At 63.2% G+C, this 21879-nt stretch carries 17 protein-coding genes; 13 read left to right on the forward strand and 4 right to left on the reverse strand.

Translation table 11 applies throughout. The features are described from left to right. The first annotated feature begins 276 nt into the window (after positions 1 to 276). Positions 277 to 1272 carry a glycosyltransferase family 2 protein gene (locus tag IVB27_RS38090; RefSeq protein ID WP_247447735.1) on the forward strand — a complete coding sequence of 332 codons (996 nt, stop codon included), beginning with the start codon at positions 277 to 279 and terminating at the stop codon, positions 1270 to 1272. Positions 1273 to 1280: 8 nt separating this feature from the next. After that, a complete protein-coding gene (locus IVB27_RS38095) occupies positions 1281 to 1964 on the forward strand; it encodes a class I SAM-dependent methyltransferase (RefSeq protein WP_247447803.1) in 684 nt (227 codons plus the stop codon). Position 1965: 1 nt separating this feature from the next. Here IVB27_RS38095 and IVB27_RS38100 read toward each other — a convergent pair whose 3' ends face one another. After that, positions 1966 to 3411: a hypothetical protein gene (locus tag IVB27_RS38100; protein ID WP_247447736.1), complete on the reverse strand. Its 1446-nt coding sequence runs from the start codon at positions 3409 to 3411 to the stop codon at positions 1966 to 1968. 198 nt (positions 3412 to 3609) lie between these two features. On the opposite strand from IVB27_RS38100, the gene IVB27_RS38105 reads away from it, so the two are divergent. From IVB27_RS38105 to IVB27_RS38120, 4 genes are all read left to right on the forward strand, one after another. After that, positions 3610 to 4032: a hypothetical protein gene (locus tag IVB27_RS38105; protein ID WP_247447737.1), complete on the forward strand. Its 423-nt coding sequence runs from the start codon at positions 3610 to 3612 to the stop codon at positions 4030 to 4032. 185 nt (positions 4033 to 4217) lie between these two features. Further along, complete coding sequence (locus IVB27_RS38110) at positions 4218 to 5882, forward strand: thiamine pyrophosphate-requiring protein (protein ID WP_345946993.1); 1665 nt, start codon at positions 4218 to 4220, stop codon at positions 5880 to 5882. Between the two features lie 113 nt (positions 5883 to 5995). Continuing rightward, positions 5996 to 8497 (forward strand): GAF domain-containing sensor histidine kinase, encoded by a 2502-nt coding sequence (locus IVB27_RS38115; protein ID WP_247447739.1) that lies wholly within the window; start codon positions 5996 to 5998, stop codon positions 8495 to 8497. Positions 8498 to 8515: 18 nt separating this feature from the next. Beyond that, positions 8516 to 10219 carry an alpha/beta hydrolase gene (locus tag IVB27_RS38120; protein ID WP_247447740.1) on the forward strand — a complete coding sequence of 568 codons (1704 nt, stop codon included), beginning with the start codon at positions 8516 to 8518 and terminating at the stop codon, positions 10217 to 10219. A 3-nt stretch (positions 10220 to 10222) separates the two neighbouring features. On the opposite strand, the gene IVB27_RS38125 is transcribed toward IVB27_RS38120, so the two are convergent. Both IVB27_RS38125 and IVB27_RS38130 read right to left on the reverse strand, forming a co-directional pair. After that, positions 10223 to 11806, reverse strand: coding sequence for an MDR family MFS transporter (locus IVB27_RS38125; protein WP_247447741.1), 1584 nt, complete (start codon positions 11804 to 11806; stop codon positions 10223 to 10225). Between the two features lie 155 nt (positions 11807 to 11961). Continuing rightward, positions 11962 to 12477, reverse strand: coding sequence for a YcgN family cysteine cluster protein (locus IVB27_RS38130; protein WP_247447742.1), 516 nt, complete (start codon positions 12475 to 12477; stop codon positions 11962 to 11964). Between the two features lie 294 nt (positions 12478 to 12771). Here IVB27_RS38130 and IVB27_RS38135 point away from each other — a divergent pair, with 294 nt between their 5' ends. The 7 genes from IVB27_RS38135 to IVB27_RS38160 all read left to right on the forward strand — a co-directional run bounded on the left by IVB27_RS38135 (position 12772) and on the right by IVB27_RS38160 (position 20062). Beyond that, complete coding sequence (locus tag IVB27_RS38135) at positions 12772 to 15060, forward strand: transglycosylase domain-containing protein (protein WP_247447743.1); 2289 nt, start codon at positions 12772 to 12774, stop codon at positions 15058 to 15060. Between the two features lie 9 nt (positions 15061 to 15069). Beyond that, positions 15070 to 15648 carry a DUF1214 domain-containing protein gene (locus tag IVB27_RS38140; RefSeq protein ID WP_247447744.1) on the forward strand — a complete coding sequence of 193 codons (579 nt, stop codon included), beginning with the start codon at positions 15070 to 15072 and terminating at the stop codon, positions 15646 to 15648. Then, the gene (locus tag IVB27_RS38145) at positions 15645 to 16229 is read left to right on the forward strand and encodes a DUF1254 domain-containing protein (protein WP_247349934.1); all 585 of its coding nucleotides are present in this window, start codon (positions 15645 to 15647) and stop codon (positions 16227 to 16229) included. Before IVB27_RS38140 ends, IVB27_RS38145 begins: the two co-directional genes overlap by 4 nt. Before the next feature lie 357 nt (positions 16230 to 16586). Then, a complete protein-coding gene (locus tag IVB27_RS38150; RefSeq protein WP_247349932.1) occupies positions 16587 to 16823 on the forward strand; it encodes a hypothetical protein in 237 nt (78 codons plus the stop codon). A 20-nt stretch (positions 16824 to 16843) separates the two neighbouring features. After that, positions 16844 to 17173, forward strand: coding sequence for a DUF3302 domain-containing protein (locus IVB27_RS43935; protein WP_354068743.1), 330 nt, complete (start codon positions 16844 to 16846; stop codon positions 17171 to 17173). Further along, positions 17170 to 18351, forward strand: coding sequence for an HlyD family secretion protein (locus IVB27_RS38155; RefSeq protein ID WP_247349930.1), 1182 nt, complete (start codon positions 17170 to 17172; stop codon positions 18349 to 18351). The genes IVB27_RS43935 and IVB27_RS38155 overlap by 4 nt, the downstream gene beginning before the upstream one ends. Before the next feature lie 61 nt (positions 18352 to 18412). After that, a complete protein-coding gene (locus IVB27_RS38160) occupies positions 18413 to 20062 on the forward strand; it encodes an efflux transporter outer membrane subunit (protein WP_247447745.1) in 1650 nt (549 codons plus the stop codon). Between the two features lie 1198 nt (positions 20063 to 21260). On the opposite strand, the gene IVB27_RS38165 is transcribed toward IVB27_RS38160, so the two are convergent. Beyond that, entirely contained in the window at positions 21261 to 21854 is a 594-nt protein-coding gene (locus IVB27_RS38165) for a hypothetical protein (protein WP_247447746.1), read from the reverse strand. Between the last annotated feature and the right edge of the window lie 25 nt (positions 21855 to 21879).

Raw genomic sequence — 21879 nt, forward strand, 5'->3', positions numbered from 1 at the left:
CGAGAACTTCTTCGGCAAGCTCAAGGAATTCAAGCGCATCGCAATGCGCGCCGACAAGACCGACCAGAGCTTCACTTCAATGATCTATCTGGCCGCGGCCGCGATAAACTCCAGATGAATCCCAACAGACCCTAGGCTGAAGCCGCTTCTGCCCAGCGTGGTTAATCGGGCGTTACTAGTCACTCAAGCGCCCTATATCCTTGACGGTTGTGGCAAGGCCGCCTTAACCACCGCCGACATAGACTTCCGCTTCTGCAACGAGTTGGACCCTCTCGCATGGCGGCCAGTTTCCAGTCGATCCGCTACAGCCTCGTCATCCCCGTGTTCAACGAGGAAGCCGTGCTGCCGGTCCTGCTGCACCGGCTCGACCTGGTCTTGTCCCGGCTCGACGGGCCGGCAGAAGCGATTTTCGTCGATGACGGCAGCAGCGATTCCAGCTCGATCGTGCTGCGGGCGCTCGCCACGCGCGACCCGCGCTATCGCTATATCGGCCTGTCGCGAAATTTCGGCCATCAGATCGCCATCACCGCCGGCATGGACGCTGCGCAAGGTGAAGCGATCATCGTCATGGATGCCGATCTGCAGGATCCGCCCGAAGTGATCGAGCAAATGATCGCAAAATGGAAGGAAGGCAACGACATCGTCCACGCCCGCCGCCTGTCGCGCGAGGGCGAAAGCCAATTCAAGCGCGCAACCGCGCATCTGTTCTACCGGCTTCTCGGCAGGATGTCCTCGGTCGGCATCCCCGCCGATGTCGGCGACTTCCGCCTGATCGATCGCAAGGTGCTCGACGCACTTCGGCAGATGCCGGAGCAGGACCGCTTCGTACGCGGCATGATCGCCTGGCTCGGCTTCCGGCAGACCGAGGTCGCCTTCCACCGCCTCGAGCGTGCAGCTGGCGAGACCAAGTACCCGCTGTTCAAGATGGTGCGGCTCGCGATGAACGCAGCGCTCGGCTTTTCCGATCTGCCCTTGCGCTTGGCAATCTGGTGCGGATTGACGGTGTCGGGACTCGCGCTGCTCTACGGCGGCTGGGTGGTCCTGTTGTGGCTCAGCAAGGACAGTCATCTCGTCACCGGCTGGTCCTCGACGATGGTCGTCGTGTCCCTGCTGTGCGGAATGAACATGCTGATGACGGGCATCGTGGGGCTTTATGTCGGCCGCATCCATGCCGAGGTGAAACGTCGCCCGCTATACGTGGTGCAGACCCGCGCTGGCTTCGATCGCAACGAAACGGCGGCCGCACCCGCGATCCACGCCGTCAACGAGTGACCGAGCGCATGACCGAGCTCTTCGACGGTTATCACGACAACTACCGCGACGTGGTCCAATCCTCGATCGACTTCTCCGGCTTGCCGCATCATTTCTTCGTGCGCGCCAAGGCCGATCTCCTGGGCAATCTGATCGCGCAGCGGCTCGACACGGACAGGCCCGAAATGCTGGACGTCGGCTGCGGCGTGGGCAGCCTTCATCCCCTGCTGCGGGGCATGGTCGGCCGCTTGAGCGGTATCGACGTTTCTTCGGCCAGCCTGGCACAGGCCCGCGCCGACAACGGTGGCGTCGACTACCGCGAGTTTGACGGCCGCACCTTTCCTTTCGACGATGCCAGCTTCGATCTGGTCACGGCCGTCTGCGTGATGCATCACGTCGTGCCCTCCGAATGGGGGCAATTCATCGCCGAGATGCGGCGTGTGACGCGCCCCGGGGGGCTCGTCTGCGTCATCGAGCACAATCCGTACAACCCACTGACACGCCTTGCCGTCGCGCGCTGTGAGTTCGACCGGGACGCCGTGCTGCTCGGTGCCGGCACAACCCGGAAGTTGATGGCTGCCGGCGGCTTGCGCGAGATCGGTGCGCGCCATTTCCTGCTGCTGCCCTGGGACACCAAACCGGCGCGACGTCTCGAAGATGCCCTGAGCGGCGTGTGGCTCGGCGGCCAGTACGCCGCTTTCGGGACCGCTTGATCTATCTTTGCGGCGTATCTCGCCGCTTGTGCACGACCGCCACGCCATCGCTGTAGACGCGCTGCCACTGGGGCAGCCGGTCGAGCATCGCTATCGCCGGCGTTTCCGGCGCGAGCAGCGTCGCGCCGATGTTGTATTCGTCGAGCAATTTGAGAAAATCGCCGAGGTCGACCAGCGCCAGGGCGCGATTGTAGCGGTTGATGAACGCTCCCCCGTACAGCTCGCCGCGACCGTCGATAAAGCTGGGAATGCCGGCAAAGATCAAATAGCCACCGAAGGAATAATCGTTGAGCACATGCGCCGTCTTGGCGAGGTTGGCTTCGGCGATGGCAGCCTGAGGGGTGATGACCGGAGCCGGCCGTATGTCACGCGCCAGCGCCGCTGCGCTCGCCACGATCAACACACCGAGCGCGGCCAGGTTCAGGCCGCGCGACGAGCCGGCCGCATCTTGGCTGCTCGACCCGCCGAACTTCCGTCCCAGCGGAGCCGCCAGATAGAGCGGCGCCAGCAAGGCCAGCAGATCCGCATTGCGGACCTGCGCCAGCGCGAAATGAAGCAACCCGATCACGACCAAGGCCCGCACGACCGGCAGCGTCACGCCGCGCGAGAGCGCAAGGATGCCGGCCAGCAGCAGCAACTCGAAGAAACCGATGTGGCTGAAATCCTGCGGCCGCCATTCCGAGATCCAACCGAGCGCGGGACCGAGGCCGAGTGTCGTCAGCGGCATCAACAGCGGTTCCGGCCCGTACGGCGTCAGGCAGGACGCTGCGACTGCGAGCACCGTGAATGGTAGCCACCGCAGGAACACGCGCGGCCATTCGCTGCGCTTCTCGCGCAGCAGCGCCTCGAGCCCCGCAGGGCCAATCAGTCCAAGCGCCAGCACCACACTGCCGTGCAGATTGGCCCACACGACCAGCAGCGGCAGGGCCCAGTACGGCGGCGGCCCTTCACGATCCATGCAGCGCACCAGGGCAGCCGCCCAGGTCACCATCACCGGCAGCACCAACACGTGTGGCCGCGCCAGCATATGCGGCGCCAACAGGATGATGGCCGCGATCACCATGAGCAGCGTATGGACCGGCGAAAGCTCGCACACCAGGAAGAACGTGAACAGGCCGAAGGCAAGCGCTATCGCCGCGGCGGCCAAGACGACGACGCCTTGCCAGCCGGCAAGCGCGTAGGCTCCGGCGTAGATGATCTCCGAGAGCCATTCGAAAGTGATCCAGGGCGCGCCGTGCATCGAAAAGGAGTAAGGGTCGCTCGCCGGCAGCGAGCCGTGCGCGATGATCCAGCGCCCGACCTCGATGTGAGAATAGCTGTCGGGATCACTGAGCAGCCGCGGTCCAAGGATCAGCAGCAGGACATAGACGCCAAGGCCCACCAGCCAGGGAAGCGCCGCACGCGCCGAAAATGGTTGAACCTCGCTGTGGACGACCTGGTCACTCATGGCGAGCGCAAGTTAAGGCGCAAGCGTTAAATTCCTCTTTGACACTCACCACGCCTGGCCCTGTGCGGGCGGGCCGGTCACTCTTTGTGAACCATATTCCTGGCAGCGAAATTCGGGCTGCGGCGCTTTGACGACCACGTGAGTCCTGATACTCTTGCACCGTCCGATCGACGAACCAGAGCTGCTTGAAGGATGCGGATGAAAAGCGCGACGCTCTTGGCTTTCAGCCTCATGCTTGCCGGCCTCTGGTCGCAGGACAGCGCGAGAGGACAGACTTCGGCCGCGCCGCCGGTTTCGCTTTCTCCGCCCAATGCATCGCCGCCGCATGCGGGCGCCAAAAATTCCAGACCTCCGCCGGCAGCATCCATCAGAGAGGCTTCGCCGCCGGTGTTCGGCGGGCTTCCATCGTCGCCGAACCCCGCCGCCGACTACGATGGCTTCAGCGTAGGCACCGGCGACGACAATGACATCTCGAGTCAGGTAGTCCCGCCTGTGAGGTCACGCACTACAAAGCGCTCCAGGGCCGATCAGGGTCCTAAAGGCGGCGCGGCTGAGCAATTGATCGATCAAGAAGACGAGGCGTTGAAACGCAAGCTGATGATCTGCCAAAGCTGCAAGTAAGCGGTCGTAGTCCGGATGGAGCGCAGCGAAATTCGGCACCGGTCTATCCGGGTGGAACGGCCCCCGAATTGCGCTGCGCTCCATCCGGCCACGGCAGCTCGCTGCATAGCTGACCTACCGCGGCTCTCATCCGCTCGCGCTTTACCCTCTCCCCGATTCCTGATCCTCTATCCCTAATCAGCCGGATCAACCGGCCTGCCCCAGGGAGAGACGCCATGAAGCTCGGCACCGCGATTGCGGAAATCATGAAGCGCGAGGGGATCGAGATCCTCTGCGGCTATCCCGTCAACCATTTGATCGAGCATGCGGCGAAGGCCGATATCCGCCCGGTGATGGTACGGCAGGAGCGCGTCGGCATCCACATGGCGGATGCGATCTCGCGGGTGACCTCGGGACGCAGCATCGGCGCGTTCTGCATGCAGCATGGCCCCGGCGCGGAGAACGCGATGGGCGGCGTCGCGCAATGCTACGGCGAATCCGTTCCCGTGCTGGTGCTGCCCATGGGCTATCAGCGCAGGCTTGCGCATATCGAGCCGAACTTCAGTTCCAGCGAGGCGATGAAGCCATTTTCGAAATCATCCGAGCCGATCATCCTGGCCGCCGAGGTCGCCAATATTTTTCGCCGCGCGTTCACGAAACTAAAGAACGGCCGCGGTGGTCCCGTCATCGTCGAAATTCCTGCTGACATGTGGAACGAGGAGGTGCCGGAGCCGCTGAACTACACGCCGGTGCTGCGCACCCGCTATGGCGCCGATCCCGTTCATGTGAAGGAAGCTGCCGCGCTGCTCGTCAACGCCAAGCGCCCGGTGATCTATGCCGGCCAAGGCGTGCATTACGCCCAGGCATGGGCGCAACTGAAACGGCTCGCCGAGCGGCTCGCCATTCCCGTCACCACCAGCCTCGGCGGCAAATCGTCGTTCCCGGAAACGCATCCGCTCTCGCTCGGCTCCGGCGGCCTTGCCGTGCCGCGCGCGGTGCCAAAATTCCTCGCCGAGGCCGACGTCATCCTCGGTATCGGGTGCTCCTTCACCGAAACCAATTTCGGCATCGCGATGCCGAAGGGCAAGACCATCATCCATTCGACGCTCGATCCGAACCATCTCAACAAGGACGTGGAAGCCAGGATCGGCCTCGTCGGCGATGCCGGGCTCGTGCTCGACGCGCTGCTGGAGGAGATCGGCAGGACCGTCACCGCGGATCGCGACGCATCGGCGGTCGCAGCCGAGATCGCGGCCTCGCACAAGGAGTGGCTGGCCAAATGGATGCCAAAACTCACCAGCGATGACGCGCCCTTGAACCCCTATCGCGTGCTGTGGGATTTGCAACATACCGTCGACGTCAGCAACACCATCATCACCCATGATGCCGGCAGCCCGCGCGACCAGCTCTCGCCGTTCTGGAAGTCGGTCGAGCCCCTCGCCTATCTCGGCTGGGGCAAGACGACACAGCTCGGCTACGGCCTTGGGCTGGCAATGGGCGCCAAGCTCGCAAAGCCCGACAAGCTCTGCATCAATGTCTGGGGCGACGCGGCGATCGGCTTCACCGGCATGGATTTCGAGACCGCAGTGCGCGAGCGCATCCCGATCATGTCGATCCTCCTGAATAATTTTTCGATGGCGATCGAATTGAAGGTGATGCCAATCTCGACCGAAAAATTTCGTTCGACCGACATTTCCGGCGACTACGCCGCGATGGCGCGCGCCTTCGGCGGCTATGGCGAGCGGGTGACGAGGCCTGAGGACATCATCCCTGCGATCAAGCGTGGCATCCAGAAGACGCGGGAAGGCGTTCCGGTGCTGCTGGAGTTCATCACCAGCAAGGAGACCGAGGTGTCGCGGCCGGGCACGTGAAGCGGGCCGTGTTTTGGCGACAAACTCACTGGGGCGGGCGCTGGCTCCGGCCGCAGGAGATGTGATAATCCGCCCTGGTGCCGCGCATGTCGCTGCATCAAGCCGGATTGCGAATGACCAGCCCTACCAACGACATCGAGGAACTCGAGCGCCTGTTACAATCGGCCTCAGCCGAAAACGCGCAGCTTCGCAGCGAGCTTGCGACTGCGCGCGATCGTCAGCGCGCCAGCGCCGGGATCTTGCGCACCATCGCGGCCTCTCCGTCCGATGCCCGGCCGGTCTTCGAGGCGATTGCGTCCAGCTCCAGGCATTTGCTCGGCGGCTTCTCCGCCACCGTGCTTCAATTCATCGGCGACGAGCTGCACCTCGTGGCGTTTACACCAACGAGCCCCGAGGCGGACGAAGGGCTCAAGGCCTCGTTCCCGCGCAAGATTGCCGACTTTCCAACCTTCGCCCTGGTGCGTGGCGGCGAGACGATCCAGTTTCCAGATAGCGAAGCTGCGGACGTCCCGGAGCTGAACCGGAGCCTTGCACGGCTGCGTGGCTTCCGCAGCGTGTTGTTCATGCCGCTGATGAACCGGGGTGCCCCGGTCGGCATGATCAGCGTCACGCGCGCCGAGCCCGGCGCGTTCGCGGCCGACCTCGTGCAGCTGCTCCAGACCTTTGCCGACCAGGCCGTGATCGCGATCGAGAATGCGCGGCTGTTCAACGAGACGCGCGAGACGCTGGAGCGCCAGACTGCCAGCGCCGACATTCTGAAAGTGATGGCCGCTTCACCGTCCGACGTACAGCCGGTGTTCGACGCCATCGCCGCCAACGCCAACCGGCTGATCGGCGGCTTCTCCACCGCAGTGCTGCGCTATATCGACGGCGCCGCGCACCTTGCGGCGTTCACGCCGACCGATCCGGCCGGCGATCGCGTGCTCCAGTCCTCGTTCCCGGTGCCGTTCGCGCAGTTCCCGCCCTACCAGCTCGTGGCCCATGGTGCGGCGGCGCAATTGCCCGACACCGAGCTCGAACCGGCGGCCCGCGACATCGCGCGCGCCCGCGGCTACCGCAGCATGCTGTTCGCACCCTTGATGAGCGACGGCGAGGCCATTGGAATCATCATCGCCACGCGGCGAGCGACGGGCGCGTTCGGCGAGCATCATGTGCGGCTGCTGCAGACCTTCGCCGACCAGGCGGTGATCGCGATCAAGAATGTCAGCCTGTTCAACGCCACGAGGGAAGCGCTGGAACGGCAGACCGCGACCGCCGACATCCTCAAGGTGATCGCGGCCTCGCCCGCGGACGTGACGCCGGTGTTCCAGGCGATCTCCGACAGCGCCAAGACGCTGATCGGCGGACATTCCTCCACTGTCACCCGCGTCATCGACGGCCTGCTGCATCTGGCGGCCTTTACCACTGACGTTGAGGCCGGCAACGCGGATCTGCTCAGCTCGTTCCCCGCGCCGCTGTCGGCATCCGGCATTCACAGCCGGGTGGCGACGAGCGGAGAGTTCGCATTCCGAAGCGACATGCAGAACGAGCCCGACCTCACGGACGCCATGAGGGAACTGGCGCGGACCAGAGGTTATCGCAGCATCCTCGTGATCCCGATGCTGCGCGACGGCGTTGCGATCGGCACTATCGGCGTGACGAGGCCGGAGGCCGGTCCTTTCCCGGACAAGGCGATCGCCTTGCTCAAGACCTTTGCCGACCAGGCCGTGATCGCCATCGAGAACACGCGGCTGTTCAACGAGGTGCAGGACCGCACCAGGGAGCTCGCCAAATCGCTCGACGATTTGCGCGCCGCCCAAGACCGGCTGGTCCAGACCGAGAAGCTGGCCTCGCTCGGCCAGCTCACCGCCGGCATCGCGCACGAGATCAAGAATCCGCTCAACTTCGTCAACAATTTCGCGGCGCTCTCCGCCGAGCTGACCGACGAGCTGAACGAGGCGCTCGCGACTGTCCCGCTCGCGGACGACGTCCGTAGCGAAGTCGACGAGCTGACCGGGCTTCTGAAGGACAACCTCGCGAAAATCGTGCAGCACGGAACGCGCGCCGATTCTATCGTCAAGAACATGCTGCTGCATTCCCGCGAGGGCGGCGGCGAGCATCGGCTGAGCGACATCAACGCGCTGGTCGAAGAGAGCCTCAACCTCGCCTATCACGGCGCCCGCGCCGAGAAGCCGCAGTTCGACGTGACGCTGAAGCGCGAGCTCGATCCCGCGGCCGGGCAAGCGGAAGTGTTTCCGCAGGAGATTACCCGGGTGCTGCTGAACCTGATCTCGAACGGTTTTTACGCGGTCGCCAAGCGCAAGGCGGACAATGGTGCCGGCGACTACGATCCGGTCGTGACCGCCACGACGCGCGATCGCGGCGACAGCATCGAGATCCGCATCCGCGACAACGGCACCGGCATCCCGCACGAGGTGAAGGAGAAGATGTTCAATCCGTTCTTCACCACCAAGCCGGCCGGCGAAGGCACCGGCCTCGGATTGTCGATGAGCCACGACATCGTGGTAAAGCAGCACGGCGGCACGATCGACGTCGCGACCGAGCCCGGCGCGTTCACGGAGTTCAGGATTCTGCTGCCGCGCAAGAGCCGCTTTGCGGAGAACAACAAGGGATAGCGTTACCGGGAGGGTGTCTTGAAGGGTCTCGCGTGGTTCTTTCGGCGGCAACTGCTCTCGCTGTCCGGCGTCGGCCTCATTCTGGGCGCGCTGTTCTTCGCGGCCGCGCTCACGCCAACGCTGATCCCGCGCAGCTATCTCACGCAAGGTGCGCTTGCCGGCGGCTGCTTCGCGATCGGCTACCTCGCCGGCGTGCTGTGGCGCCGGCTGTGGCGCTATCTCGAATTGCCCGAGCCGTCGGCGCGCGCACGAGCGATTGCGAATGCGCTGGCGGCAGTCGGCTGCCTTCTCCTCGTCATCGTCTTCCTCTGGCGCACAACCGAATGGCAGAATTCGATCCGCAGTGTGATGAAGATGGCCCCGGTCGAGACCGCGCATCCACTCAAGGTCTGCGTCATTGCCATAGTCACATTCGTGGTGCTGCTGGCGCTGGGGCGGCTGTTTGTGCTTGTCGCCCGCTTCCTTGCCGCACGCAAACGGCGCCTCATGCCGCGGAGGATCGCGAACGTCATCGGCGTGCTCGTTGCAGGCCTGCTGTTCTGGGCGATCGCCAGCAACATCCTGGTCCGCATGGCGTTCAACGCGCTTGATTCGTCCTTCCGTGAACTCGACGCCTTGCACGAGCCCGAGCGGCCGCAGCCGACCGATCCCGGTCGAACAGGAGGCGCGGCATCGCTGGTAAATTGGAGAGAGCTCGGGCGTACGGGCCGCCGATTCATCGCCTCAGGTCCGACCGCAACAGACATCCGTGCAATCACGGGAAGGCCTGCGCAGGACCCTCTGCGTGTCTATGTGGGCCTCGGCAGCCGCGACACCGCGCAGGCGCGCGCCAGGCTTGCGCTCGAGGAACTCAAGCGGCAGCACGGCTTCGACCGCAAAATCCTGATCGTCATCACGCCGACCGGAACCGGCTGGATCGATCCGTCCGCGATCGATACCGTCGAATATCTCCACCATGGCGATGTCGCAAGCGTCGCGATGCAATACTCCTATCTCAATAGCCCGCTGTCACTGCTGTTTCAGCCAGAATACGGCGCGGACGCTGCGCGCGCGCTGTTCGCGGAAATCTACGGCTATTGGACGACGCTGCCGAAAGAAAAACGGCCGAATCTGTATTTGCATGGGCTTAGCCTTGGCGCCATGAACTCGGAGAAATCGGCAGAACTGTTCGAGACGATCGGCGATCCCATCGCCGGCGCGCTCTGGAGCGGGCCACCGTTCGAGAGCCGCATCTGGCGCTCGGTCACCGCGAACCGCAATCCGGGCTCGCCGGCGTGGCTGCCGCAATTTCGCGACAGCCGCTTCGTGCGCTTCATGAATCAAAATGGACCGACGGTGCCGGTTGACGCGCCCTGGGGTCCGATGCGGATCGTCTATCTGCAATATGCCAGTGACGCGATCACGTTCTTCGCCTACCGCGACGCCTATCGGGCCCCGGCCTGGATGAGCGCACCGCGCGGGCCGGACGTGTCGCCGGAACTGCGCTGGTATCCCATCGTCACGATGCTGCAGCTCGCCCTCGACATGGCGGTCGCAAACGGCACGCCGATGGGCTTTGGCCATGTCTACGCGCCCGAGCATTACGTCGATGCCTGGGTCGCGGTCACCGATGTCCGTGATTGGCCCGCCGACGCACTGGCGCGGCTTAAAGAGCAGCTTGCGGCGAAGGCGCGGAAGACCGGCGACGGCGGGGACAATCCCTACGACGATCGCGGCGGCTAATCCCTACTCCGCCATCTCGACCTGCTGGACGACGGTGGGGCCGGCCAGCGGCCGCTCTTCCATCATGATCAGGCAGAGGGCGGCGCCGGTCATCAGCGCCGTGGCGGCGCCGAAAACGTAGCGGAACGCGTGGCGCATGTCGTCGGCCGCGATTGCGACGCTCCCCGCGACGTGATGCTCGCCGGCGAGCGGAATGTCGGCACCGAGCGCGATGAGCAGGATGGCCGCGAACGCCGCGACCGTGAATGAGGACATCAGCGAGCGGAAGAAGTTCAATGCGCCGGTGATGGTGCCCACCTGTGGACGCGAGACCGAATTCTGCACCGAGACCACGCAGACCGGAAAGGTGGTGCCGAGGCCAAGCGCAAACGCAGCCATCAGCGTCAGCAGGGCCCATAGCGGCAGCGTCGTCAAGGTGAGGCCGAGGCCGCACAGCGCAGCCCAGGACGTTCCGACGATGGCGACGCGCTTGTAGTGCTTGGCACGCGCCATGGTGCGGCCAGCGACGGCCGCACCGATGGTCGAGACGGCCGCGAGCGGAATCAGCGCAAGGCCCGCCTCGCTGGCACTGAGATGATACACCGCCTCGTAATAGAGCGGGAGCTGCACCGTGAGGCCCGTGATCGCACCGAGCGCGCAACCGCCGGCCGCCAGCCCGAACGGGGCAACCGATCCTCCGAGCAGCGGCAGCGGCAGGAACGGCTCGTCCGCACGACGCGCATGCCACACGAAGGTGACCGCGAGCGCGACGGCGCCGCCCACCATCGCAAGCACGGTCGGCGAGAGCCACGGGAAGCGCGTGCCGCCCCAGGTCAGCACCAGCATGAAGACGACGGCGGAGGCCATCAACAACACGCCGCCGAGCCAGTCGACCTTGCGCTTGCGGTGGAACACCGGGATCTTCTTCATCCTCGGCAGCAGCAGCGCGATCGCCGCGGCCGCGAGCGGCACATTGATCCAGAAGATCATCGACCAGTGCAGATGCTCGGCGAACACGCCGCCGATGACCGGGCCGAGAATGCCGCCCACCATCCAGACGCTGGAGAAATAGGCCTGGTACTGGCCGCGCTCGCGTGGGCTCACGACGTCGGAGATCACGGTCTGCACGACAGGCATGATGCCGCCGCCACCCAGTCCCTGAAGACCGCGCGCAAGAATCAGCATCGGCAGGTTCGGCGCGATCGCGCACAGCACCGAGCCCGCGACGAACAGGCTGAGCGAGATGATGATCATGACGCGGCGGCCGTAGATGTCGCTCAGCGACCCGAACACCGGCGCAACCGCGGTCGAGGCGAGCAGATAGGCGGTGATGACCCAGGAGAGATTGGAGACGTCGTGGAACTGGCGTCCGATGGTCGGAAGCGCGGTGGCGACGATGGTCTGATCGAGCGCAGCCAAAAACATCGTCAGCATCAGGCTGATGACGATGGTGCGGACTTCGTCCTGTGACAGCGGCGCCGGCGGCGCCAGTGACGGAGCGTCATCAACGCTCAAGACCTCGGACGGCAGGCGGGACAATTCCTCGGCGATGTCGTCGGGCAATGTCTGGATGTCGGCAGAACTGCTCTGCCGCTCGAACTTGTTCATCTCGATCGGAAGCCATGAGGCGGCGCAACGCCGCGAAGGATTCGTTCTATGCAGCCCAGTGTAGACAGCAAAGTTCTTCTCAGGCAGGCACCGCGGCGCATGGGTGCATCCCACCTCACGGTCTTCCCGAAGACGTGATCCGAATCCCCGCCGGATCAGTCCTTCGGACGTCGCTTCAGGCGCGCCCGCTTCGGCAGTTGCGCCGGCCATTGCACGATGTGGTTCTCGAGCTCGTCGTCCGGGATCTGCTCCTCGTTGCCCTCGACCCGGCCGCGTACGGAGACGCCGGCCTCATGCACCGTGTTCGGATCGCCTGACACGAGCGGATGCCACCAATAGAGGTCGCGCCCTTCGGCAACGAGCTTGTAGCCGCAGCTCGGCGGCAGCCAGTTCAGGGTGCGGACATTGGCGGGGGTCAGGCGAACACAGTCAGGAACCTTGTCGGAACGATTCGGGTAGTCCTTGCAGCCGCAGGTCGCCCCATCGAGCAGCTTGCAGCCGACATGGGTGAAATAGATGTCGCCGGTGCCCTCTTCCTCGAGCTTGTTCAGGCAGCAGCGGCCGCAGCCGTCGCACAGGCTTTCCCATTCCGGCCCCGACATCTGTTCCAACGTCTTGGTTTTCCAGAAGAATCCTTCCTGGCCTGAAGGTCGTTTGGGAGCTGCGGTCATGGGCCTCAACAAAAGTTCGAAAGAGCTACGGTTCATGTCATCTAGGGCGTGCGGCCGCGGGGCTGCAAGCAACGCCAGCGTGAGGCCCGTAATGAACCGGGGTCAATTAGGCCTGTTATTCAAAATCGCGAGCGTGACCATTGGTTTATAGGCCCTGCTCGGCTAGAAGGAACAGCAAGTCCCCCGAGGCGCTAGCCGGGCGCCTTGGGTTTGCCGCAACACTCCCGCAAGACGTCTCGATGCCGCCCCGGCCGGGTGCTTGAACGCTTTCGAACCAAGCCTCAAGGGTTCTAGGTGCGCCAGATCATACCATCGCATTGGAAGCAGAAAGTCCGGAATTTCTTCCTGGACCTCGATGCGCGCATCGACTCCTCGCTGTTCTCCTCGGCCAAGGGCATCCGCGAGCTCTACGAGCGCTACTCGACCTTCATGGACCGCTTCTATGTGGGGCGGTGGAAGCGCTGGGTGTTCATCGAGCCGCTGTCGGAGGCTGCGACCATCGGACTCGGCGGCCTGGTCGTGATGCTCACGCTCGCCATTCCCGCCTTCCGCGAAACTGCGGACGAGGACTGGCTGAAGAAGTCCGACCTCGCGGTGTCCTTCCTCGACCGCTACGGCAATCCGATCGGCAGCCGCGGCATCAAGCATAACGACTCGATCCCGCTGGAAGATTTTCCGGACGTGCTGATCAAGGCGACGCTCGCGACCGAAGACCGCCGCTTCTACGAGCATTTCGGCATCGACATCGCCGGCACCGGCCGCGCGCTCGTCACCAACGCCCAGGCCGGCGGCGTCCGCCAGGGCGGCTCCTCGATCACGCAGCAGCTCGCCAAGAATTTGTTCCTGAGCAACGAGCGCACCATCGAGCGCAAGGTCAACGAAGCCTTTCTCGCGGTCTGGCTGGAATGGCGCCTGACCAAGAACGAGATTTTGAAACTGTATCTCGATCGCGCCTATATGGGCGGCGGCACCTTCGGCGTCGACGGCGCCGCGCATTTCTACTTCAACAAGTCGGCGCGTGACGTGACGCTTGCCGAAGCCGCGATGCTCGCCGGCCTTTTCAAGGCACCTACCAAATACGCGCCCCACATCAACCTGCCCGCGGCGCGCGCCCGCGCCAACGTCGTGCTCGACAACCTCGTCGATGCCGGCTTCATGACCGAGGGCCAGGTGTTCGGCGCCCGCCGCAACCCCGCCTTCGCGGTCGACCGCCGCGACGAGGCGTCGCCGAACTATTATCTCGACTACGCCTTCGACGAGATGCGCAAGCTGGTCGACACCTTCCCGAAATCCTACACCGAGCGCGTCTTCGTGGTGCGCCTCGCGATCGACGCCAATGTGCAGAAGGCGGCGGAAGACGCGGTCGAGAACCAGCTGCGCCAGTTCGGCCGCGATTATCACGCGACCCAGGCCGCGACCGTCGTCTCCGATCTCGACGGCGGCATTCGCGCCATGGTCGGCGGCCGCGACTACGGCGCCAGCCAGTTCAACCGCGCCGCCGACGCCTATCGCCAGCCGGGCTCGTCGTTCAAGCCCTATGTCTACACCACCGCGCTCCTCAACGGCTTCACGCCGAATTCGATCGTGGTCGACGGCCCGGTCTGCATCGGCAATTGGTGCCCGCAGAATTATGGCCATTCTTATTCCGGCGCGGTGACGCTGACGCAGGCGATCACGCGCTCGATCAACGTGGTGCCCGTCAAACTGTCGATCGCGATCGGCCAGAAGGAGCAGCCGAAGGCGCCGAACCCGGCCAAGATCGGCCGCGCCAAGATCGTCGAGGTCGCCCGCCGCTTCGGCCTCAAGGCGCCGCTGCCCGACACGCCGTCGCTGCCGATCGGTTCGGACGAAGTCACTGTGCTCGAGCATGCCGTCGCCTATGCGACGTTCCCGAACCGCGGCAAGGCCGTGACGCCGCATTCCGTGCTGGAAGTGCGCACCGGCGCCGGCGATCCGGTCTGGCGCTGGGACCGCGACGGTCCGAAGCCGCGGCAGGCGATCCCCGCCTCCGTCGCCGCCGACATGGCCGGCATGATGAGCCACGTGGTCAGCGAAGGCACCGCGCGCCGTGCAGCCCTCGACGGCATTCCGACCGCGGGCAAGACCGGCACCACGAATGCTTATCGCGACGCCTGGTTCGTCGGCTACACCGGCAACTTCACCTGCGCGGTCTGGTACGGCAATGACGACTATTCGCCGACCAACCGCATGACCGGCGGCTCCCTGCCGGCGCAGACTTGGCACGACATCATGCTCGCGGCGCATCAGGGCGTCGAGGTCCGGGAAATCCCCGGCGTCGGCATGGGCCAGAAACTGCCGCGGGAGCCAATCGCCAACGCGCAAGCCAACGCGTCACCGAAGGTGCTGGAGACCAAGCCCGGTCCGCCGCCGGTGCTGACCAAGCGCGGCGCCGACGTCCTTGTTCGTGTCGAGAAGCTTTTGGACGACGCCGCCAAGACCGCGACCAAATCAACCAGCAACGACCCCAAGGCGGCCAACCCCGCCTCGGCGACAAGCGCGCTCGCCTTCCCGCAGAACTATGCGGAAGAGAATGCGAACGCATCCGTCCCGCGCAAGAACTGATCGAAACAAGTGCGGCTGATCCTGATCACATTGACGGCCCTTCTGCTCGCAACCGTCGTGGGCGTCGGCGCGACCTGGATGACGACGACGCGCGGCACCGAGATCGGCGCGCTGACCATCGGCCCCTGGACCGCGCGCCCGCGCACCGGCACTGCCGACGTCGATCCCTATTCGCGCGCCACCATCGTGCGCAACGGCGAGCTGCCGATTGGTACCGGCGACGGCGTCGCCTTCACCGCAACCGCCGATGACAAGAAGAAGGTGCTGGACGGCCGCTGCGATGTCGTGGTCTCCGGGGTGACGCCGCCGGCGCGGTTCTGGACGCTGACGCTGTACGACCGCAAGGGTCATCTGGTCGCCAATTCGCTGCAGCGCTACGGCTTCACCAGCCAGGAGATCGTGCGCCAGTCCGACGGCTCGTTCGAGATCCGCATCGCCTCGCGCTCGCGCGCCGGCAACTGGCTGCCGACCGGCGGCATCGAGCGCTATGCGCTGATGCTGCGGCTCTACGACACCCCGGTCGGCGTTGCCACGCGCACCCAGCGCGATGCGCCGATGCCCACGATCACGACGGTGGGCTGCTCATGATCCGGCTGCTGTTCACCATCGTTACCGGCGTGGTGCTGGGCCTCGTGGTCCATCTGGTCAGCGTGCTGGCGCTGCCGCGGATCGCGACCCAGGACGCCTATTCGCGGCTGACGCCGATGACCAAGCTCAACGCCGTCACGCAGCTTCCCCTCGCCGACCCCAACACCTCGCCGATGCCGTTCATGGACCCGGCCTTTGCGCTAGCGATCTGCCGCTACGACCTGTCGAACGGACCGATCAAGCTGACCGTGCCAGTCAGCCAGGCCTACACCTCGGTGTCGTTCTACACCCGCAACGAAATCGCCTACTACGCCATCAACGACCGCTCGGCCGGCAAGAAGGTGATCGAGCTCGACCTGATGACCGAGCCGCAGCACAACGAGCTGCCCGAGGACGAAGAGATCACCGCGGCCGACCGCCTGATCATCGATTCCCCTGCTACCACCGGCCTGATCGTGATGAAGGCCTTGGCCCCCGAGCCCGGCCTGATGCAGCAGGCGCAGGCAACCCTCGCTGCCGCAAGCTGCGGACCGCAGACCGAGCAGCCGGCCAAGGCCGAAGCGCCGCGCGGACGGCGCTGACGCGCGCCGCTTCGGCACCGCAAAAATAAAAACTGAAAAACAACCCCATGCACAGTAGCGCGGGCACTGAAATCATTTGCAATTCTGAGCTCGTGCCGAGCACCCGGTCTCGGACTAAGCCGGCCGTGCAGAGCGCCGCGCCGTTCAGCTTTGACACGTCGGGCAAAACACCGGCAGAATGCCACTATCGAGAATTCGTAGAACCCGCGCGGAGAAATCCGCCGCGGGTTTTTTCATACCGGAGCAGCTCCAAGTTGATGTCAGCCCTTGTCCCCGAACCGGACGTTGAAGCGTTCGTTCATGGCCCTCGAACGATAATTATGTCGTCGGCCGAAAATGCATAGCCCCGGAAGGCGGTTGTCCTCCATCATTGCTGCGGCCCGCGGGCATGGCCGCAGCGCTGCCTCCTCAACGTTGCGGTTTTTTTCCGAAGCGCAGGAGTTCGGTATGACCATTCCTCGACGAGGCTCAAAGATGGTTCTGATTGCGCATGTCCTTCGTGAAACCAAAGCGCACCCCGTATTAATCCAATCCTCGGCTGGCTCGGTCGACGGGATTGAACTGCGAGTAATTGCGCCGAATCCGATGGCTTAGTCCTACTTGGAGTGCTGGCAGTGGATTCTTCGTTCGGTGCATTGGACGCATTCGCGTTTGTCGTATTCGCTGTTCTGATCTTTGTTGGCGTCCTAATCGTCGTCAATCTAGGCAAACTTCCAGGCCAGCTCGCTCGCAAATGGAATCACCCCCAGGCCAGCGCGATCAATGCCATGAGCTGGGTCGGGATCGCGACTGGTGGGTTGCTGTGGCCGGTAGCTTTCGTATGGGCGTTCACGAAGCCGTTCGGACTGAGGTCTGGAAAGAACACCCCTGAGCTGGGTAACGTCGAAAGTGACGCCGTGGCAGCCTCACGGCAGCACTCGGTGGAGAGGGAGACACGACCGTGATCGCAATCCTGATCATCGTCTACGTTGCACTCGTTCTCGTACTGTTCAAGGTCCTGCGCCTCAAGCCCACGGCCTATCTGATTGCAGGCTTGATCGTCGCAGGTGTGTTCATGATCGGCGGCGTCGTGGTGGTCTGGACGCAGTCGGCGCCGATTACGGACAAGATGGTGACCAGCCAGTACGTGGTGCAGCTCGTCCCTTACGTCAAAGGGCAAGTCAAGGTGATCCACGCCGAGGCAAATCAACGAGTGAAGAAAGGTGACTTGCTGCTGGAAATCGATCCGGCGCCATACAAGTACACGGTGAACCAGGTCGAGGCGCAGTTGGCTGCATCGAAGGCCAACGTAAGGCAAGCCGAAGCTGCGCTCGCGACCGCAAAGACGGCCATACCGAATGCGCAGGCCAGTCTCTTAAAAGCGAAGGCTGCTGACGAACTTGCAAAGACCCAGGAGCAAATCGCCCTCAACATTCAGCGCGCGGACAAAGCGGCCATTAGTCAGCTTAACGTAGCCAAGGCAACGCAGGAACGTCAGGAAGCGGAAGCCGCCGTTCAACAGGCCGAAGCGGCCCTTGCGCAAGCGGAGGCTTCTGCGCAACAGGCCGAAGCCGTTGTGCAAACGGCTCAAAGCAACGTTCCGGCCGTTGAAGCGCAACTCGATGACGCGCGGTTCAACTTGGCCCAGTGCAAGATGACGGCGCCAGGCGATGGATATGTTACCAATTGGCAGGTGCAGATCGGAACCATGCTTGTGCCGATGCCGCTTGCTGCAGCCGGAACATTCGTCAACGTGTCCGATACGGCCGTAGCCGCCGTGTTTCCGCAGAATTGGCTCTCGAATGTCGAGCCTGGCGATGACGTGGAAATGGTGCTCAACCCGTATCCGGGCCGCCTCTTCCTTGGAAAAGTAGACTACGTGATTCCGGCAACTGGGGGAGGTCAATTCACAACCAGCGGCACAATACCGAACGCAGCGCGGATCGGATCCGACGGGCTTTATGCAGTGCGGATCAATTTCAGCGACGATGCCATAGCCCGCAAGCTGTCACTTGGGTCAGGCGGATCAGCGGCGATCTATACGCAGAAGGGCAAGGCCACGCACGTCATTTCGAAGGTCACGATCCGGATGAAGAAGTGGCTGCTGTACGTCATGCCCTCAGTGGAAAAGCCGCCGTCCTGACGTGCAATACAACAACAAAGAGATACACACGAGTCTGGCCGACGCGTGGGGAGAGAAAATCTTGGAGACTCAGCATCAGGCAACGTTTGGGCGGCCGCACAATGCCCGCGCTATTGCTGGCTGGTCAATTCATGGGTTGCTTGTGGCTGCGCTTCTCCTGCCAACCGTAGCATGTACGATTGGGCCGGATTTTACAGCGCCTGTCGCTCCGCTTGCCGAAAAATTTCGTGGCGCAGGCAATCGCGCGGTTAAATCCGGCCCGCTCGCGTATGAACCCTGGTGGGAAGGCTTTCGCGATCCGACGCTCAATCAGCTAATAAAAATTGCGTACAACCAAAATCTGACGCTGGAGAGCGCGGGGACCAAGGTGCTGCAAGCACGTGCCGTGCTGGGAATAGCCATCGGCATAACCTATCCGCAGGTCCAACAGGGAGTGGGATCGGTCATTTACAATCGGACCAGTGCCGCGACGCCGCTGGCCGGTCCAAATGCGACGCCACAGTACTTCTGGACCGATGGCCTGGCCGCACAGGCGGCCTGGGAGTTGGACTTCTGGGGCAAGTTTCGCCGCGGAGTCGAATCCGCCGATGCCGTGTACCTGGCGTCGATTGCGACTTATGACGGCGTTCTGGTGTCGCTTCTAGCCGATGTCACCGCAACTTATATCGGTATACGCACAATAGAGCAGTTGATCGGGATTGCACGGGCCAATGTCCGCAGGCAGGAACAGGCGCTTGGTATCGCAAAGGCGAAGTTCTCGGGCGGCGGAACTTCGGAGCTTGATGTTTTCCAGGCGACAAATGTCCTCGAGCAGACCCGTGCGGCAATACCCCAATTGACGATACAATTGCAGCAGGGACAAAACGCGCTGTGCGTCCTGCTCGGCGTTCCGCCGCAGTCACTCGGCATGATGCTTTCACGCTCAATCGGCCGGATACCGTTGCCGCCCGCGTCCGTCGTTGTCGGTATACCCGCGGATCTGTTGCGCCGGAGACCGGACGTCCGAGCAGCGGAGCTTGCCGCCTTGGCACAGAGCGCGCAGATTGGAATCGCCACGACGCAACTCTATCCGGCAATCAGTATTACGGGCACGTTCGGCGGCTCGGCGGGCACCGCCAACGGCCATAATCTAGGTCAGGTCGTCAGTTGGAAGGGCGTGGCGTATGCTGCGGGCCCATCGTTTCAATGGAATCTTCTGAACTACGGGCAAATCACCAACAACATCCGTTTGCAGGATGCCAAGCTGCAGCAATTGCTGATCGACTATCAGAACACCGCGTTGAGCGCCCAGCAGGAGGTGGACAACGGTCTTGCGACATATCTACAATCGCGAAACCAGGCCGCGTATCTGCGTCGCAGCGTTGAAGCGGCAAAGGGAGCCCTCAAAATCGCACTTGAGCAATACGAGCAGGGCGGGACATCATTTACCACCGTACTGACGGCGGAACAGAATCTCCTTCAGGCACAGAATAGCCTGGCCGGCGCTTCGGCCAACGTTCCGCTTGGACTGACCGCGGTGTTTCGGGCGCTCGGTGGCGGATGGCAGATACGGGAAGGTGGCAACTTCGTCACCGCCGCAACCCTTGAACGGATGCGTGCACGGACGGACTGGGGAAATTTGCTCCCGCCGGCAAACGAGCAACAACCGCTGGCGCCGGGTCTGCCTGGTCCTCAAGATATCGGGCCGACGATCCGGCCTCCCGAATGGTGATGGGGCTGTGAACCGCGCGCCGGCCTTGTCGTGGGGATTGCGTCAGCAGCCAGGGAAGATGGATGCGATTCGAAAACAAACCTGTCCCGCTCCCGCTGGCCTGCCATTTCTGTCCGATGCGCGACACTCCAGACTTCGCCGTGTTTTTCAACCCAGAAAGGACCCAGAGCCATGACCTCTAGCAATCGATCGTTTGCCGTCGCCTTCGTGCTGCTTGCATTGCTTCTCTCATTAGGTTCGGGAACGCTCTACGCGCGCGACGCCGATCTCGCCTCTTTCACCTTCGCGGCGGCTCACACCGGTAAACAGCAATGCCTAAACATCTGTCGTGCGCGATATCGCGACTGCCTGTCCTTGAAGCAAATACCATCCTTCGAGTGTCGCGGCATATACCAGGATTGCAACCGTTTCACTTGTTATGCTGTGCAGGGATGACCGACGTGCCTGTGACTCAGCGAGCCAGCGGCGGGCATCAGCGCTCAGCTCACGATTCCCCCGACCTTGCTGACCGACAATTCGGACGCCGGCCCCGTACCCGCGGCGCCCACCTTCATGGGGCCGGCATCTGAAAACCTTTCACAAGAGCGGACGCGTTTGCCCCTTGCTCTGTGAACATGGCTTTAGGGCGGACGGTGACCGCTGTACAAAGATTGTGTGTCGCAGCGGTTATGAGGTCGGCGATGACAACATTTGCGGGAAGATTGCAAAAAAGCCAACCGCAAGCCGTGAAGACACTCAGCCCAAACGCATCCGGCCGGAAAGCTCCGCAGCAGCCCCGGAGAAGTTAACGGCTCCAACCTCGGGACAAATTGTCTGCAATTCCGCTGGTTGTCGGCCGGTGCAAAAGGGCTGTCATTTAGAAGCTTCTACATCTGCCGCGATGGGATCAATGGGAGCAGCAAGTCGCAACAGAGAAGTCTGCAACTGACCGATCTTGACGGCCGGAAAATGCCGAGCATTCCAGTCAGCATTGTCTCGCTAAGGCTTCGGATGAAAATATCGGTCAATCCATGCGCACTCAGACGGCCGCCAAGCTCCCAAGAGCGCGCGCAAGATCGAGCGCCAGTTCCGGATCGAGTGATTTGAACGCGACCAAACTACTTCCGCCCGTAGTGGGCAGATCGACGCAATCAGCAGGGCCGTCGCAACCGGCCGGCATAGAACATTCATGGCAATCTCGGCGTAAGTGACCAAACGCCTATTTGATCTCACCATATGTCAGATCATCGAACAGGGTCACGCTATCCGCCTTGGTCCAGAGGCCGATCATGCCCGCATGCGCAATCGTGGCGTCCTCTACCTCGAACAACGGCTGTCCGTCATAGGTCACCTTGAACCGACTTCCCGCGAAGTCGCAGCGCAGCACGTGCCATTGCCCGGATGACACCGGCGCGCTGACGCCATACCCGCCTCTGCGACCCACGATCTCAAGTGACGTTCGAACGCCATTGATCGTCTTGTACAGCACGACATTGTCCTCCAGCGCGTTGGCGCGGACCACATAATAATTATCGGCATCCTTCGCCCGCCAGATGACTCCCGCTGCGCGATCCTCGGACCCGGCGACGGCCTTGAATTTCACCTCAACGAAGCCGTCGCGGATGTTGGTATCGCGCTTGATGGCGAGGGGAAACGTCGCCCGTCCGGATTGCTTGAGAACGTTCGGCTTGCTTGGCGCCGTGGACTCGGCCTCGACAGTCCATTTCGGTTCTCCCTTGCCGGTCATCGTGAAAGTCCACCCGTCGGGCGAAGTTCCGGCAGCAGCATTGTCGAAATTCAGGGTCTCGGCCACCGCGTTCCCTCCTCCTAACAAAGCC

Source organism: Bradyrhizobium sp. 197 (assembly GCF_023073375.1).
In the GTDB taxonomy this organism is placed as follows: Bacteria; Pseudomonadota; Alphaproteobacteria; order Rhizobiales; family Xanthobacteraceae; genus Bradyrhizobium.